The organism is Photobacterium sp. GB-1 (assembly GCF_003026165.1).
Classification (GTDB): domain Bacteria; phylum Pseudomonadota; class Gammaproteobacteria; order Enterobacterales; family Vibrionaceae; genus Photobacterium.
The window spans coordinates 36513-50889 of record NZ_PYOB01000014.1 but is presented as its reverse complement, the minus strand read 5'-3'; the positions used below and the strand labels follow the sequence as shown (position 1 = coordinate 50889).

13 protein-coding genes and 1 riboswitch are annotated in these 14377 nt (G+C 40.5%); of the genes, 2 read left to right on the top strand and 11 right to left on the bottom strand.

Annotated features, from left to right (window positions below; genetic code table 11):
* Window positions 1-29 precede the first annotated feature (29 nt).
* Both C9J45_RS13940 and C9J45_RS13935 read left to right on the top strand, forming a co-directional pair.
* Window positions 30-1451, top strand: coding sequence for an alkaline phosphatase (locus tag C9J45_RS13940; protein WP_107206478.1), 1422 nt, complete (start codon window positions 30-32; stop codon window positions 1449-1451).
* Between the two features lie 71 nt (window positions 1452-1522).
* Complete coding sequence (locus C9J45_RS13935; protein ID WP_107206396.1) at window positions 1523-2623, top strand: YibE/F family protein; 1101 nt, start codon at window positions 1523-1525, stop codon at window positions 2621-2623.
* Window positions 2624-2720: 97 nt separating this feature from the next.
* Here C9J45_RS13935 and C9J45_RS13930 read toward each other — a convergent pair whose 3' ends face one another.
* From C9J45_RS13930 to C9J45_RS13880, 11 genes are all read right to left on the bottom strand, one after another.
* Window positions 2721-3938 carry an ABC transporter substrate-binding protein gene (locus tag C9J45_RS13930; RefSeq protein ID WP_107287631.1) on the bottom strand — a complete coding sequence of 406 codons (1218 nt, stop codon included), beginning with the start codon at window positions 3936-3938 and terminating at the stop codon, window positions 2721-2723.
* Between the two features lie 38 nt (window positions 3939-3976).
* Window positions 3977-6124 carry an FAD-dependent oxidoreductase gene (locus C9J45_RS13925; protein WP_107292667.1) on the bottom strand — a complete coding sequence of 716 codons (2148 nt, stop codon included), beginning with the start codon at window positions 6122-6124 and terminating at the stop codon, window positions 3977-3979.
* Window positions 6117-6731 (bottom strand): carboxymuconolactone decarboxylase family protein, encoded by a 615-nt coding sequence (locus tag C9J45_RS13920; protein ID WP_107292666.1) that lies wholly within the window; start codon window positions 6729-6731, stop codon window positions 6117-6119. The genes C9J45_RS13925 and C9J45_RS13920 overlap by 8 nt, the downstream gene beginning before the upstream one ends.
* A 457-nt stretch (window positions 6732-7188) precedes the next feature.
* Window positions 7189-7779, bottom strand: a complete 591-nt coding sequence (locus C9J45_RS13915) for a TfoX/Sxy family DNA transformation protein (RefSeq protein WP_105060044.1) — start codon at window positions 7777-7779, stop codon at window positions 7189-7191.
* A gap of 134 nt (window positions 7780-7913) precedes the next feature.
* A riboswitch (cyclic di-GMP riboswitch) is annotated at window positions 7914-8004 on the bottom strand.
* A gap of 198 nt (window positions 8005-8202) precedes the next feature.
* Window positions 8203-9207, bottom strand: a complete 1005-nt coding sequence (gene purR / locus C9J45_RS13910) for an HTH-type transcriptional repressor PurR (protein WP_107261511.1) — start codon at window positions 9205-9207, stop codon at window positions 8203-8205.
* A 405-nt stretch (window positions 9208-9612) separates the two neighbouring features.
* The gene (locus C9J45_RS13905) at window positions 9613-10452 is read right to left on the bottom strand and encodes a heme ABC transporter ATP-binding protein (protein ID WP_107261509.1); all 840 of its coding nucleotides are present in this window, start codon (window positions 10450-10452) and stop codon (window positions 9613-9615) included.
* Window positions 10449-11486, bottom strand: coding sequence for an iron ABC transporter permease (locus tag C9J45_RS13900; protein WP_107206402.1), 1038 nt, complete (start codon window positions 11484-11486; stop codon window positions 10449-10451). The genes C9J45_RS13905 and C9J45_RS13900 overlap by 4 nt, the downstream gene beginning before the upstream one ends.
* Before the next feature lie 48 nt (window positions 11487-11534).
* Window positions 11535-12404, bottom strand: a complete 870-nt coding sequence (locus tag C9J45_RS13895; RefSeq protein ID WP_107261507.1) for a hemin ABC transporter substrate-binding protein — start codon at window positions 12402-12404, stop codon at window positions 11535-11537.
* Window positions 12397-12822 carry a biopolymer transporter ExbD gene (locus C9J45_RS13890; protein WP_107261505.1) on the bottom strand — a complete coding sequence of 142 codons (426 nt, stop codon included), beginning with the start codon at window positions 12820-12822 and terminating at the stop codon, window positions 12397-12399. Before C9J45_RS13890 ends, C9J45_RS13895 begins: the two co-directional genes overlap by 8 nt.
* Window positions 12819-13520, bottom strand: a complete 702-nt coding sequence (locus tag C9J45_RS13885; RefSeq protein WP_107261503.1) for a MotA/TolQ/ExbB proton channel family protein — start codon at window positions 13518-13520, stop codon at window positions 12819-12821. Before C9J45_RS13885 ends, C9J45_RS13890 begins: the two co-directional genes overlap by 4 nt.
* Before the next feature lie 3 nt (window positions 13521-13523).
* Window positions 13524-14339: an energy transducer TonB gene (locus C9J45_RS13880; protein WP_107206405.1), complete on the bottom strand. Its 816-nt coding sequence runs from the start codon at window positions 14337-14339 to the stop codon at window positions 13524-13526.
* Window positions 14340-14377 lie beyond the last annotated feature (38 nt).

Below are 14377 nucleotides of genomic sequence, written 5' to 3'. Positions count from 1 at the left end.
TCGCATTCAATAAAAACAGCGAGTTAACAATGTCTATTTTAAAACCCACTTTAATTGCATCATCTTTACTTCTTTCTTTAAGTGCTCATGCAGCAGATGCGCCGAAATATGTATTCTTTATGATTGGTGACGGTATGGGGACAGCCCAACGTCAGATCAGTGAATACTACTTGCAGCAACAAAATGGGGATCAGACACAACGTTTAGCCATTAATGCAATGCCTGTAGCAGGCATTATTACCACCCATTCAGCCAATACTTTAGTAACCGATTCTGCAGCAGCAGGTACAGCATTAGCGACCGGAGTAAAAACGGATAATGGCGTTATTGCAATGGATCCAAAAGGGCATAAGTTACGCTCAACATTGGATGCTGCGAAAGATAAGGGGATGGCAACAGGTATTGTTACCACTACACGTTTGACCCATGCGACACCAGCAACTTTTGTTGCTAAAAACATTAGTCGCGATAACGAAAACGAAATTGCCAATGATTACCTAGCATCGAATGTCGATTTCTTTGCCGGTGGTGGCTCTCGTCACTTTATTAATGGTGAAGGCAGTAAACGTAAAGACGGTAAGAACCTTGTTGATGGGTTCAAACAAAAAGGCTACCACACTTTTATTGGTGCTGATTCTTCGGCGGATTTCTTAGCCTTCCATCCAACGAACTCGCAAAAGGTTTTCGCCTCTTTTGCCTCATCGCACCTTCCTTATGAAATTGATCGTAAGAAAGATCTTAGTACGCCATCTCTAGCACAAATGACGTCAAAAGCCATCGAAACATTGAAGTACGATCCTGACGGTTTCTTCATGTTGGTAGAAGGTGGTCGAATTGATCACGCGGCACATGCTAATGATGTATCAACGGTGATTCAAGATACCATCGCATTTGATCAAGCAGTAAAAGCGGCTGTTGATTTTTATGAGCACCATAAAGATGAAACACTAATTATTGTAGCGGGCGATCATGAAACTGGTGGTATGGGCTTAGGCTTAGGTGAGAACTATTTTGTACAGTTAGATAAGCTAAAAGATGTTGATGAGTCTATCGAAGATAAGCTTCAAGGTGTTTATAACGGCGATCGTAAAGCCTTCATGAAGCATATAGATGAACATTTTGGTTTGAAGTTGCTGACGAAGGAAGAGCAGCAAACGCTAAATCATGCGATGGATATCGATGACGAACTTCGTGCTAAAAATATCACCGATTTTGATGGTTACAGCACGCATAATGATGCGACTTATGGTGGGTATGATCCAGTAGCCATTGCTGTAGCGCACATCACTTCACAACGAGCAGGTGTTTACTGGACAAGCTATGCGCATACCGCGACACAGTTACCGCTTTCTGCAGTTGGTGTCGGTGCTGAGAAATTTGGCAATTTTGAAGATAACACCCAAGTGGCGAAAACATTAGCGACATTAATGAACGTAAAAATTGGTAGTTAGGGATTAATTTTTAGGTAAAGGCTGTCTTGGACAGCCTTTTTTCGTGGTTTTTAAAGCAGTTGGAAACAAACATGCGCGGTGTGATTTTAGCCTTTATCGTTCTTCTAGTGACGTGTTGTGAAATGTTTAGTCAAGGTGTAACAGGATCTGACTATAAAGTCGGTGAAGTAACTGCGGTTAATAACAGCAAGGTCACCATTATTGGTAGTAATCGTCTGGGAGAGCAGGCGTTAGATTTAACGCTGAGTAATAATAAAAAAGTCGTTGCCTACAATTTGATGAATGGTGCGATGGAATATGATGAATATTATCAGGTTGGCGATCGCGTCTTAGTGGCGATAGCGAAGAATGATCACACACGTACAAGGGTGATATCTCGTTATCGTCTTCCTGCATTAATCGGCTTAGCAATCGCCTTTAGTTTAGGCTTGTTACTGTATGCACGAAAAGTCGGTGCCAAAGCGTTAATGTCGTTCATTGGATCTATTGTGATCATCGTAGAGCTTCTGATCCCTGGGCTTATGGCGGGTTATTCTCCTTTGTTAGTCACCGCCGTGTGTTTATTAATGCTGTGTAGTTTGATCATTTTGTCCGTTGCCGGTTGGACAGCAAAAGGAAAGGCGGCATTGGCAGGCACGATTATTGGATTAATTGTCACCATGATTCTGTGTGTGTTGGTCGGCAAGTTACTTCATTTAGATGGAATGACACAACCTTTAGCTCAGCCCTTATTGTTTGAAACAGGCATGTATTTAAACATGCTAGATATTCTGTATGCAGCGATTTTAATTGGGGCGAGTGGGGCGGCAATGGATGTTGCGATGGAAATGGCAGCAACGATGGAAGAGCTAAAAATCAATGCGCCAGACATGAATCAAATGGATTTGTTGAGATCAGGTTTTCGAGTTGGCAATGCGGTGATCGGGACGATGACAACCACTTTATTGTTAGCCTATTCAGGCAGTTTTTTAACAATGATTATGTTGTTTGCGAGTCGTGGTAACGATGTGATGCAAATTATCAACATGAAAGTCGTGGCAGCCGAAATTGCACGAACATTAATTGGTAGTTTATCGTTGATTATTGTTGCACCTATTACGGCATGGATAGCATGTTGGATGATCAGTAAAGAGTTTGAGCCTAACGTGCAAATCGAATTAGAAGAAGCTTAATAAAAACAGCCAGCGTGCCATTGAACTTGCTGATGAAAGAGCAGAGCACAGTGATGGGCTGGCTGTTTTAATAACAGTTAGAGCAACATAACAAAGTTTAGTGTCCGTAACGCTTTTGCCATTCATGCTCAATAGCCATTAGCCATGTAGGGTTGGGTTCGGCAATAGATGGATAAAGCTCAAAAGACTGGCTCTTATAAGGTTCAGCTAATTGGCTAAAGGCTTGGGCTTTTAGCACTGTTGGATCGCCCCAAATCTTGGTGTCTGATTTACGCGCTTGTGCTTCTGGGCTCATTAAAAAGTTTATCGCAACCAGTGCCCCTTCTTTTGCTGATGCATTCCATGGTATCGCTAAAAAGTGAATATTGGTTAATGCCCCTTGCTTAAAGGCATAGGTTTTCGCATTTTCAGTTAAATTACCGTTCTCAATTGCAGCTGAGGCAGCGTTAGGATTAAAAGTGATAGCTAATAATAATTGCTGATCGTCAAGCAGTTGTACGGTTTCTGCAGTGCCCGCTGGGAACTGTTTACCACCACGCCATGCCACTTTATGAAGCTGATCTAAATAATGCCAAAGCGGTGCTGTCACGTTATCAAATAGCGTTTTTTCTGCGGGTAATGATAACGGCTGATAGAGTGCTTTTTTATCGTCAGTGAGCTCTAGCAATGCTGCTTTTAAAAAGCTGCTACCATGAAACTCTGGTGGGCGAGGGTAGCTGATCTTACCAGGATTCTTTTGCGCTAATGCTAATAGCTCTTTAAAGCTTTGAGGTGGTTGTTTAAGCACACTGGTATCGTAAATAAAGACGAGTTGACCGACGCCCCAAGGCGCTTCATAGCCTTCTGTTGGCTCGCTGAAATCTTGATCAATCGGTAGCTTAGTATCAACATATTTCCAATTGGGCAGCTGTTGAGTAAAAGGACCATACAAAAGGTGATGTTGCTTCATTGAACGGAAGTTTTCGCCATTAATCCAAACTAAATCAACCCCACCGTTGGTGTTTTTCCCCGCTGTTTTTTCTGCCAGTAGGCGCTGGGTCGTTTCAGCGATATCGGTGACTTTGACTTGCTTCAGAGTTACACCGTAACTTTTTTGTAATTGTTTATCGGCCCATTTTAAATAGTCGTTGATTTCTTGACTGCCACCCCACGCATTGAAGTAGACCGTTTGACCTTTGGCTTTTTGTTCAATTTGTTGCCAGCTTTGACTTTCATTTGCAGGTGCTTTCGTTTCTTCAGCGTAAGCGAAGCTAGAAATTGTTAACGATAACGCGATGCCTTTCGACAAGGCTTTTAGTACATTTTTTTTCATCATCAGAGTTTCGTCCTTTTTAATTCCTTGTATCGAATGACCTATTTACGCATCCATTGATGATAACGTTTAACCATTGCCAATAACTTTTGTGGGGCATTGGCCTGTTTCCATACACCAGCCGTATATTTAGTGGCTTCACTCATGGTGGGGTAAGGGTGAATCGTCGATAAAATCTTATTCAGTCCCAGTTTGTAGCGCATTGCTAAGGTAAATTCTGCCAGTAGTTCACCGCCATGATGGCCGACAATTGTGATCCCTAAAATCTTATCGCTATTGGGTGGGGTTAGGACTTTAACGAAACCTTCGGCAGCATTGTCGGCAATCGCACGATCTAAATCGGATATAGGGTAAGTATATGTTCGATAATTGATATTTTGTGAAATAGCTTCTTTTTCATTGAGACCAACTCGAGCTAACTCTGGCGCAGTATAGGTAACGGCAGGCAATACCGAGTAATCAGCTTTAAACTTTTTGAATGTACCAAACAAACTATTTACTGAGGCATACCATGCTTGATGCGCGGCTGCATGAGTTAATTGGAAAGGGCCTGCCACATCACCCACAGCGTATATATTAGGATATTGTGTTTGTAGGTAGTGGTTAACTTTGATAGTCCCTTGTGGATTTGTTGCTAATTTTAGGCGCTCTAAACCAAAACCTTTGGTATTAGCAACACGACCTAGCGCCACAATAACCTGATCAAATTCAACGTCGACCGTTTGCTCTGTCGTAAGATCATCAAGCTTAACGTGGTGATATTGCGCAGATCCTTTCTCTACAAAACTAACGGCTTTGTGTTTAAGAAGTACTCTAACACCTTCATGAGTTAGCTTTTGATAGATTAAATCGGCTGCATCTTTATCTTCACGATTAAGTAGCTGATCTGCCATTTCAACTAAGATGACAGATGCGCCAAGACGATTAAACGCTTGAGCTAATTCACAACCAATAGGACCACCACCCAAAATCAATAACTTTTTAGGTAAAGTATCTAGTTGCCATAGGTTATCGGACGTTAATGGATTGACTGTGTTTAAGCCTGAAATATTGGGCAACAATGGGGAAGCCCCTGTTGCGATAATGATATTACGTGTGGTGATCACTTTGCCGTTAACTTCTACTTCCCAAGGCGACAAAATCGTCGCGTCACCTTGGACACAATTCACACCAAGCTTGCTGTAACGTTCAATAGAATCATGCGGTTCGATATCTTTGATAACGTTGTGAACACGAGTCATAACGGCTTTAAAGTCGATTTTTTCAATTTTAGCTTCAATACCAAATTGTTTTGCTTGTTGCAGCTCATAAGCGCTATGAGCGACACGGATTAAGGCTTTAGATGGCACACAACCTGTGTTTAAGCAATCGCCACCCATTTTATGACGTTCAATTAATGTGACTTCTGCTTTTACGGCTGCCGCGATATAGGAACTGACTAAACCGCCTGCACCCGCACCAATCACCACTAGGTTTTGATCAAATGCTGTAGGTTTTTTCCAACCGCTATAAACCTTTTGGCTTTTGATGTAACTAATAATTGTTTTTGCGAGCAGTGGGAAGATCCCGAGTAATACAAGAGATATCAATACAGGAAATGAGATGATTTCGCTCAAACTATTAACGTTACTCAGTTGGGTACCGGCATTCACATAAATAGCAGTTCCAGCCAGCATCCCAAGCTGACTGACAAAGAAGAAGGTACGAGTTTTAATCGGGGTTAAACCCATTAGTAAGTTGATCAGAAAAAACGGCACTACAGGGATTAAACGCAGCGTTAATAGATAAAATGCGCCTTCGTTTTCAATCCCTTGATTAATGGTCGCGAGGCGTTGTCCAAACCGCTGTTGTACCCAGTCTTGCAAAATATAGCGGCTTGATAGAAAAGCCAATGTTGCACCTATTGTGCTGGCAAAAGAAATAATAATAAGGCTAGGCCAAAAACCAAATAATGCCGCTCCAAGCAACGTTAAAATGGCAGCGCCGGGTAAGGAAAGGGCTGTCACGGCAATATAGAGTACAAAGAAAAACAAGTAAGCAGTGAAAAGTTGACTTTCAATCTTTGCTTGTAGGGCTAATTGCTCTTGCTTGATGAACTCAAGGGTAAGGTATTGGCCTAGATCAAAATGTAGCCATAACGCAATAAGGCTGACAATGACCAGCAGCAATAGCGTTTTTTTCTTATTCATTTGCCTGATCCTTTTTCGTTATGTTTTTATCTGATGCTTGCACGTTATCTTGAGCAATATCGTTAGGCGTAATAGGAAGAGAACAAAAGCCTTGTGCTGGCACATCGAGCGCAGTGTTAAATTTCGCCGACAAGTTCTGAAAGCTAACTAAAGCAGTGAGTTCAATAATATCATCACTGCTATACCATTCTTGTAGCGCGACAAGCATTTCATCTGTCACTCGTTTGCCTGTTATTGTCATCGCTTCAGTGTAGGCCAACACAGCGCGTTCTTGAACTGTAAACAGCGTAGAGTGTTGCCAGTTGGCGAGTGCTTTAATTTTATCTTCTGAATCACAACGTTCGGCGAGCTTCATACCATTGGCATCAACACAAAAGGCACAATCGTTTAATTGTGAAACACGCACACAGACCAAAGATCGCATGACATCTTGAATCGGTGACTTCTTACGGTCGAGAAAACCAAAAAAACCTGCGACTAACCAAAATAAGACTGGTTTACGTCCCCATAGCTTTGCAGGGTTTAATACTTGACCATAGTGGTGAGCTTGAAGCCATAGCAAAGGCTTTACCCATAAAGAGTCAATTTTTTTGATCGAAATGCGCATGTTATTCCTTAAAAAACACCCTAAACATAGGGCTTATACGATCTTAGTCAGTAGCAGTAGTAAACATGTAGACCTTAACAACAGACATTGTATTTCATTTAATGATAAATATTTCTTTTTCTTCAATTGGTTGGTGAAAAAATCAGCAGGAGATAAGACAGTTTAAAGCGCCACGTTATTTATTAGTGAGAAGATGGGTTATTGGTCGTATTAGCAAATAATTAGGCATGGAATATAAATAAAGATAATTATCATTTATATAAATCAAGGAGTGCAAAACGGAGGGAATTAATTTAATGGCAAAAGTTTGTTATTATGCAATTAAACCAAATAAATATTGAATTTTATAAAGGAAGATAAGGATAATACGGAAATTATTTTTGAAAGGTATACTTAGAAATAAAAGAATGGGGCTCTTTTATTCCTAAGTATTTTATATTTAAGACAACTTATATTTTTAAGATAAGGCAGATAATAGTTCATTTCGACGTTGCTCAGGAATAACTGACCAATGTTGACCGCTAATTGCGCCTTCCAATGCCCAAAGCAATTCAATACTCAATGGACTTGTTTGTGATTCTTGAAGTGCTTTATATGCGCCAAGAGAGCCCACTGCTAGAAGTTGTTCAATAGTGTTTATGCCTGCTTTTTTCAGCATTCTTTCATTTGATAATCGTAGATTAGGTAAATCTTTAATTCGGTCAGGTACGCAACTCTCCTTTTCTTGCTTGTCTTTTTCTGCTGCATCCAGTGAATACCTACCTTGAGCTACAATCTTTGTGGGTTCATCCCACCATTGATCGGGTATTGCATAGTGCTTGGTTACAACAGGGAAGCCACGTTTTTTATAAACATAGGGTTCCAAGCCAGCTTGTTTGAATTCCTTTTCAGTTTCAGCATTTGCACGTAAGTGAAGTTTATCGTTCACAACTAATGCAAACATTGTATCACCAGAAAAAATGCCAAAACCGCCAAACATCGACCGTGATTTTATTGAACCAAAATGGTCAAATAATTTTAATGAATCTTTTAATATTGGTTTATCCATGCTTCTACTCGGTGAAAAAATATGAGTGTCACCTAAACATTAAGAGCGAGGAAATAGATTAATTAATCTACACATTGATACTGTCAATATATTGTTAAGTTTGTGTCATAATATTGTCGGTTCAATAATAATCCTTCGGTAACCCCGCTACCTTGAATTATTAACATAATTTTTAGGCCGGTGGTTTTGCGTCTTAATCTTTCAATTAATTTGCCAGTTCGTGACTATATAAAGTTATATTAAATAATACTTTTAATATTAAATCTAAGCTCTCAAAAATGTGATATTGGTTCAGGTATTTGTTCTTAGCTTATTTTAATAAGCTTTATAATTATAAATACTCATGATTGTTTTTTATAAGTAAAAAAAAAGCCAACAAGGTTAACTTATCGGCTTTTCCTTAACATAGAAAGATAAATTTTATTAGTTGAGATCTTTAACCGATTTTCTCTCAACAAGTTTAGGCGTCATTTCAAAGGTTTGACGCTCATGATTCTTGTCTTTCACACGCTCTAGCAAGATTTCGATGGCCTTTTTACCTAAACGACGTTTAGGCTGGTGGATAGTTGTTAGCGGTGGCGCAAAGTAGGGCGCAAGGTCAATGTTATCGTAGCCAATGATTGAGATATCATCAGGAACACGCAGACCTGCCTGTTCAAAGGTACTGATCAGAGCCATGGCCATAATGTCGTTAAAGCAGAAGATAGCAGTAGGGCGATCTTCCATTGCGATAAACTTATGAGCAGCTTCAACGGCTGACTCACACTCAAAGTCACCGTCAAGTAGCCAATTAGCATTAACAGTGAGATCTGCTTCTTTCATCGCTTTACGGAAGCCCTTTAGGCGCTCTTGACAAGTAGACTTATCAACTTGTCCAGATAAACAGCCAATTTTCTTATGGCCATTTTCAATAAGGTGCTTAGTCGCAATATAACCGCCGTTTTCAGCGTTATCTAGAATATTATCAGTATGTGGGCTTTCTGGGCCCCAGTCCATGATAACCATAGGAAGATCATTTTTACGCTCAAGTAAATCGAGCAACATTTGATCCAGATCGCTGCACATAACCAATAGGCCATCAACACGCTTTTCAGAAAGCATACGTAAGTAATCACGTTGTTTTTCTAAGTTACCTTCGGTGTTACATAAGATCAGCGTGTAGCCTGCACCATAACAATATTCTTCAACACCATGCACAACTTCGGCAAAAAATGGGTTAGTCGATTTAGTGACTAACATGCCGATAGTACGTGTTGTATTACATTTTAAGCTTCGCGCTACTGCACTTGGGGCGTAGTTAAGTTCATCTACTGCAGCCAAAACTTTTTGTTGCGTTGCTTCTGCAACAAAGCGTGTTTTATTAATCACGTGCGACACTGTAGTAGTTGATACACCTGCCATACGTGCAACGTCTTTAATGGTTGCCATATTTATTCTTCTTATCATGGTCAGATTAGGATCTGACAAAGGTTTTTGATACCAAATTGATTAATTACGTAGTCTATGGCTTACGAGTTCACTCGCAGAGATGAAGATCCTTTAGTTATTAGCTACTTAATTATTCAATTTGATACCGAATTATAGGGTGTTGCAATTATCATGGATCATAAACAACTAAAGCCGCAGTAAAATGCGGCATTAGAAGATAGAAACTATTTTTACACTAATTACACATGTAATCGCTTGCGATCACATTTTACTGTGTGTTTTGCGTTGTGCAATCTTTCTATTCAACTTGATTGAATTAATTGATCATTAACCGTAAAAACTCGATGTTTGTCATGCTAATAGCTTCAATTTATTGTGTATATCTAGTCATTAATAGATAAAACGTTAAAAAACAGAATGATTGGCTGATAAAAGATAAGGAAAATCACCACTTGGATGAGTATGAACACTGACAGGCCAACCATATAAGGTATCTATTACTTCAGGAGTAAGAACTTGTGTTGGCGTTCCGTCGGCTTTTATTTCTCCTTCGTTAAGGAAAATCATCCGATCAGTGTATTGGGCTGCAAGGTTTAAATCGTGCAATACCACAATTACAGCGGCGCCTTGTATAGCCATATTTTGGGCAATTTGTAAGGTGTGGTGCTGGTGGGCGAGATCGAGTGCTGAGGTGGGTTCATCTAACATCAAGATACATTTATCACCGGCTTTACTGAGTTGTGTTAAAACCCGGGCAAGGTGTACACGCTGTTTTTCACCCCCCGATAAGGTGGGGTAGAGACGTTTAGCTAAATTGTTAATATCAACGTATTGCATGCTTGATGCTGTTGCATCTTTCAGTTCAGGCGAAGTGAGCTGCAATGGAATTGCGCCTAGCTCGACAACTTCTTTCGCGGTAAAGGCAAACGATAATGCGCTATGTTGTGGAAGAACACCTAAGTGACATGCCAATTCTTCCCGAGCCCAATTATTAAGCGGTTGATCAAAGAAAGAAACCGTGCCTGATTTTGGCGTAATCTCACCACATAATACTTTTAACAGGGTACTTTTACCTGCACCGTTTGGCCCAAGTAATGCGGTGACTTCTCCTGCGTGAATATCAATATCAAGATGATTTAGCAGGACTTTATCACCGAATTGTAATGATAAGTCGCGAGCCTGAATAACACAGACTTTGTCGCTACTTGCTGTAAAATCGACCTTTTCTGAATGATTTAACGTCATGACATCTGACTCTTTTGATTAACTAATAAATAGATAAAGAAAGGCGCGCCTAACATGGCGGTGATGATCCCAACCGGCAGTTCTTGAGGCGAGAATGCGCTTCGAGCAATCATATCGGCAACCAAGAGGATTAATCCGCCAAGTAAAGCCGAAATTGGCAATAAGGTTCTATGATTTGGACCAGTTAGCATTCTCCCCACATGAGGAATAACCAAGCCAATAAAGCCAATCGGGCCACAAACGGCAACAGTCATACCCACTCCCGCAGCACATGTAATAATTAAATTACGTTTTAGTTTTTGGGTGTTAACCCCCATATGTCGAGCTTCAGCTTCGCCTAATAACAACGCGTTTAAATTACTGGTATGACGATAAAAATAGGTAAAGAGTAACCCGAATGTGCAATAGGCGAGAATAATGCCTGTCCATGTTGCACCAGCCAGTGAACCCATTGACCACAATGATAAATCACGTAAGGCTTGATCGTCGGCAACATAATTGAGTAACCCAAGCCCTGCGCCTGAAATTGCGGTTATCGCGACACCAGCGAGTAGCATGATCATCACCGATGTGCCGTTTTTATCTGTGCCTAAGCGATAAACTAAAACTGTGCTGATTGCGCCGCCAATAAAGGCAAAAATAGGCACAATAGCGAAGTTTAAAAGCTGAGGGAATGATGCGGTGAGAGGGGCAAATAAGACAATGGCCAATGCAGCACCTAAGCCTGCACCGCCAGTGATTCCGATGATCCCAGGATCTGCAAGCGGGTTGCGAAACAGTCCCTGTAGTACAGCGCCACATACAGCTAAAATTGCACCGATAGCAAAACAGAGAAGCGTACGTGGTAAACGAATTTGATGGATCACTAGGCTGACATGTTTAGCAAGTTCATGATCACCGGGTAATAGTGCTAACAAACTTTGTTTATAACTGATCGCCATAGGACCTATAACAATAGAAGAAAGCCCTGTAAAAATAAGTAAGGCGATACTTATTATATAAATATGATGGGCTGAGAAGCGTTTTGCATACATGTAACAACAACCTTACGCACGAATAAATAGGGAAGATAGAGGCGTAATTTAAGGATAAATAGCCTGATTAAGCTTTAAAGCTTCATTAACACTCTCGAGTCCTAAACCACCAATGAGCGCAGTACTTTTTATTGTGAGTAATGCATTATTTGTTGCAGCCGGTGTTGCGGCAATTAATGGCATTTGGGCAATAAGATCTTGCATGTTTTTGATCTTGCTAGCTGTACGTGTGCTCAACAAAATAATATCTGGTTGCATGGTAACCAGCGCTTCACCAGAAATAGGCTTGTAGTTACTGATTGATGTTGCAGCAGGGTTTTTAGCACCAGCAAGTGTAATGATGCTATCTGCAGTAGTATTACTTCCTGCAATGTTAATTGGGCGACCATCATGGATCATTAAGAACAAGACTTTTTTAGGAGTCTTAATATTGGCTGTTGCAGTATTAATTTTATCTAGCTGAACATTAAGCTTTTGTTTTAGCTTTTCAGCACGATCTTGATGATCAGTGAGTTTAGCAATCTGATCAATACGTGTAAGCAAATCTTTGACGGTTTCCCCTGAGTTAACAATATCAATTTCAACACCTGATTGCTCAAGTAGGTTAAGTGTACTTTGTGGCCCCATTTCATTAGAACCAACAAGGTGAGTCGGGGATAAAGACATTAAGTTCTCAGCTGAAAGCTGGCGGTGATAACCCACTTTAGGGGTTGATTTCTCCACTAATCCTTTACTTGTTAGATCAACGGCGACGACTTGATCATTAGCATCTAAGGCGTTAATGATTTGAGTAACTGAAGCACCAGCACTGATGATTTTATTTTTCTCAGTTGCTGAGTCCGTACTTGCTTGCGCGTAGCTACTAAGTCCTAACACCAGCGTCAATAAAGAGGTTTTTAATAGAGAGAGTTTATGCATTGTTTGATTCTTCCATAAGTAGCTGAGTCGCTTTGATATTATTTTCTTGCAAGAAGGCGAGTAATTTGAGCATTTGTTCAACAGAGGCTGCTTTATCTGCACCAATCACAACAGGTTTCGTTGGGTTAGTTTTCACTTCTTGTAACAAGGCTGTTTTGAAGTCATCCCATTGATTGATATTTTTACCTTGCAGTGCCCAATAAGGTGCTTCTGATACTAAATTAATAGCAATAGGATCGGCTTGGGTTGTCTGTAATGTTTTGGTTGCTGTTTGTGGTAAATCGACATCGAGGGCTTTAATTTTCACTGTGGCTGTTAACAGTAAAAACACCATGACAATAAAAATAATATCCAGTAATGGAGTCAGGTCTGGATTCATTTCCTCAGTTTGGAAAACGCTACTGTTGGCTTTGATCATGATGCAGTCCCATTAACGGCAGGGTTTTGTTCGCAGGTATCACAGGCTGATGTTTTCCCGTTTTCAGCGTCAACATTCATTCCTTCAAGCCAAAGATTACAACGGTTTAAACTGTGTTCTAGTTTAGCCGTAACATTATCAGCCCATAGCCCAAGTAGTTGTGCACCAGTAATGGCAGGAAGTGCGATGATCAAACCAGCAGCTGTTGTTCGCATAGCAAGACCAAGACCGTCAGCAAGATCGCTGGGAGTCACAGAGCCTGTTGAATGGGAAATACCGGTAAACATATCAATTAAGCCAAGCACTGTACCGAGTAAACCAAGTAACGGACTAATAACACCAATCAGACTTAATAAGCGTAAACCTGAACGTAATTCAGTGCGTTTTTGTATTAACCAAATAGCGGCAGCATCTTCACGTAATGGTTTAATGAAATGGCGATGCGCAATTAACATCGCAATTCCTTTATAAAGCAAAGGGCGTTGCTGTTTTAGCTCCTCGGTTAAATTATCTAGTGCGTGTTCGTCGTGACGGTTTTGTTGAGCAAGGAGTGCTGTAACTTTTGTTTTGCCTACACCGGTACATAACAAAACTTGAATAAGACGCTCAGTTAAAATCATAACAGTGAGCACAGAACAAATAATAAGAGGCCACGCCATTAGGCCAAGTTGCTGGTTGAGGTTATCAATAAAAGGCATGATTTAATCCAATTTGAAACGAACGGGAATTTGAACACGGTGTGCAATAGCAATGCCGTCAACAATATGGGGTGAGAAGCGCCACTTTTTAATCGCTTTAAGTGCCGCATCATCAAGTACATTGGCACCAGATGATTTAACCAGTTTTTGTTTAACTTGATGACCATCTTTTGCAATCAGTACTTCAACTAAGACTGTGCCTTCAATACCACGACGTTTTGCTAATTGTGGATACTTCACAGCGGAAGGTTTCGTGGCAAACGTGGGTTTTGAGACCAATTGAGGTGAATGTGCTCCAACGGTTGTTTTTTTAGCTTTAGTTGTCTTATTTAATGCCAGTTGTGATGACACAGGCTGGCTAGAATTTGTTGGTTTAAGTTCAAATTTCTCAGTTTTTCGTTGGGCATTTGTTACGTTTTTAGTCGCTGTTTTTTTCTCAACTTTTTTCTGAATATTTTTCGTTACTACTGGCTTCTTTTCTATTTTTTTTGGGGCTTTCTTCGTGGGTTGAACCGGAGCTTTAACTGTTTTCTTTTTCTTTTCAGGTTGTGATTTTTTGACCAACTTTTTCATTGTTGTTTTTGGCGCTGGTGTGTTTTTAACAACCGGTTGAGGAGTCACGATTGCTGAAGGCTGAGCCGTAGCAGGTGCAACGATGGTTTCTGGTTTTATATTAGGTAGTGATACTAAGTTGACAGCCACACTCGTCGACTTTTCAAGAGGGACTGTAATGATCTTCTTCTCTGGCATTGCTGACACAATAAGACTGTGGAAGAGAATAGAGGCACAGCCAGCAATGAGATAACGTTTTATATTCACAATGTACGCCTTATTGAACAGATGAAGGAATGTGAACT

Coding starts and splice junctions, on each gene's coding strand:
- C9J45_RS13940 (WP_107206478.1), top strand. CDS start 30: ATGTCTATTTTAAAACCCACTTTAATTGCATCATCTTTACTTCTTTCT.
- C9J45_RS13935 (WP_107206396.1), top strand. CDS start 1,523: ATGCGCGGTGTGATTTTAGCCTTTATCGTTCTTCTAGTGACGTGTTGT.
- C9J45_RS13930 (WP_107287631.1), bottom strand. CDS start 3,938: ATGATGAAAAAAAATGTACTAAAAGCCTTGTCGAAAGGCATCGCGTTA.
- C9J45_RS13925 (WP_107292667.1), bottom strand. CDS start 6,124: ATGAATAAGAAAAAAACGCTATTGCTGCTGGTCATTGTCAGCCTTATT.
- C9J45_RS13920 (WP_107292666.1), bottom strand. CDS start 6,731: ATGCGCATTTCGATCAAAAAAATTGACTCTTTATGGGTAAAGCCTTTG.
- C9J45_RS13915 (WP_105060044.1), bottom strand. CDS start 7,779: ATGGATAAACCAATATTAAAAGATTCATTAAAATTATTTGACCATTTT.
- purR (WP_107261511.1), bottom strand. CDS start 9,207: ATGGCAACCATTAAAGACGTTGCACGTATGGCAGGTGTATCAACTACT.
- C9J45_RS13905 (WP_107261509.1), bottom strand. CDS start 10,452: ATGACGTTAAATCATTCAGAAAAGGTCGATTTTACAGCAAGTAGCGAC.
- C9J45_RS13900 (WP_107206402.1), bottom strand. CDS start 11,486: ATGTATGCAAAACGCTTCTCAGCCCATCATATTTATATAATAAGTATC.
- C9J45_RS13895 (WP_107261507.1), bottom strand. CDS start 12,404: ATGCATAAACTCTCTCTATTAAAAACCTCTTTATTGACGCTGGTGTTA.
- C9J45_RS13890 (WP_107261505.1), bottom strand. CDS start 12,822: ATGATCAAAGCCAACAGTAGCGTTTTCCAAACTGAGGAAATGAATCCA.
- C9J45_RS13885 (WP_107261503.1), bottom strand. CDS start 13,520: ATGCCTTTTATTGATAACCTCAACCAGCAACTTGGCCTAATGGCGTGG.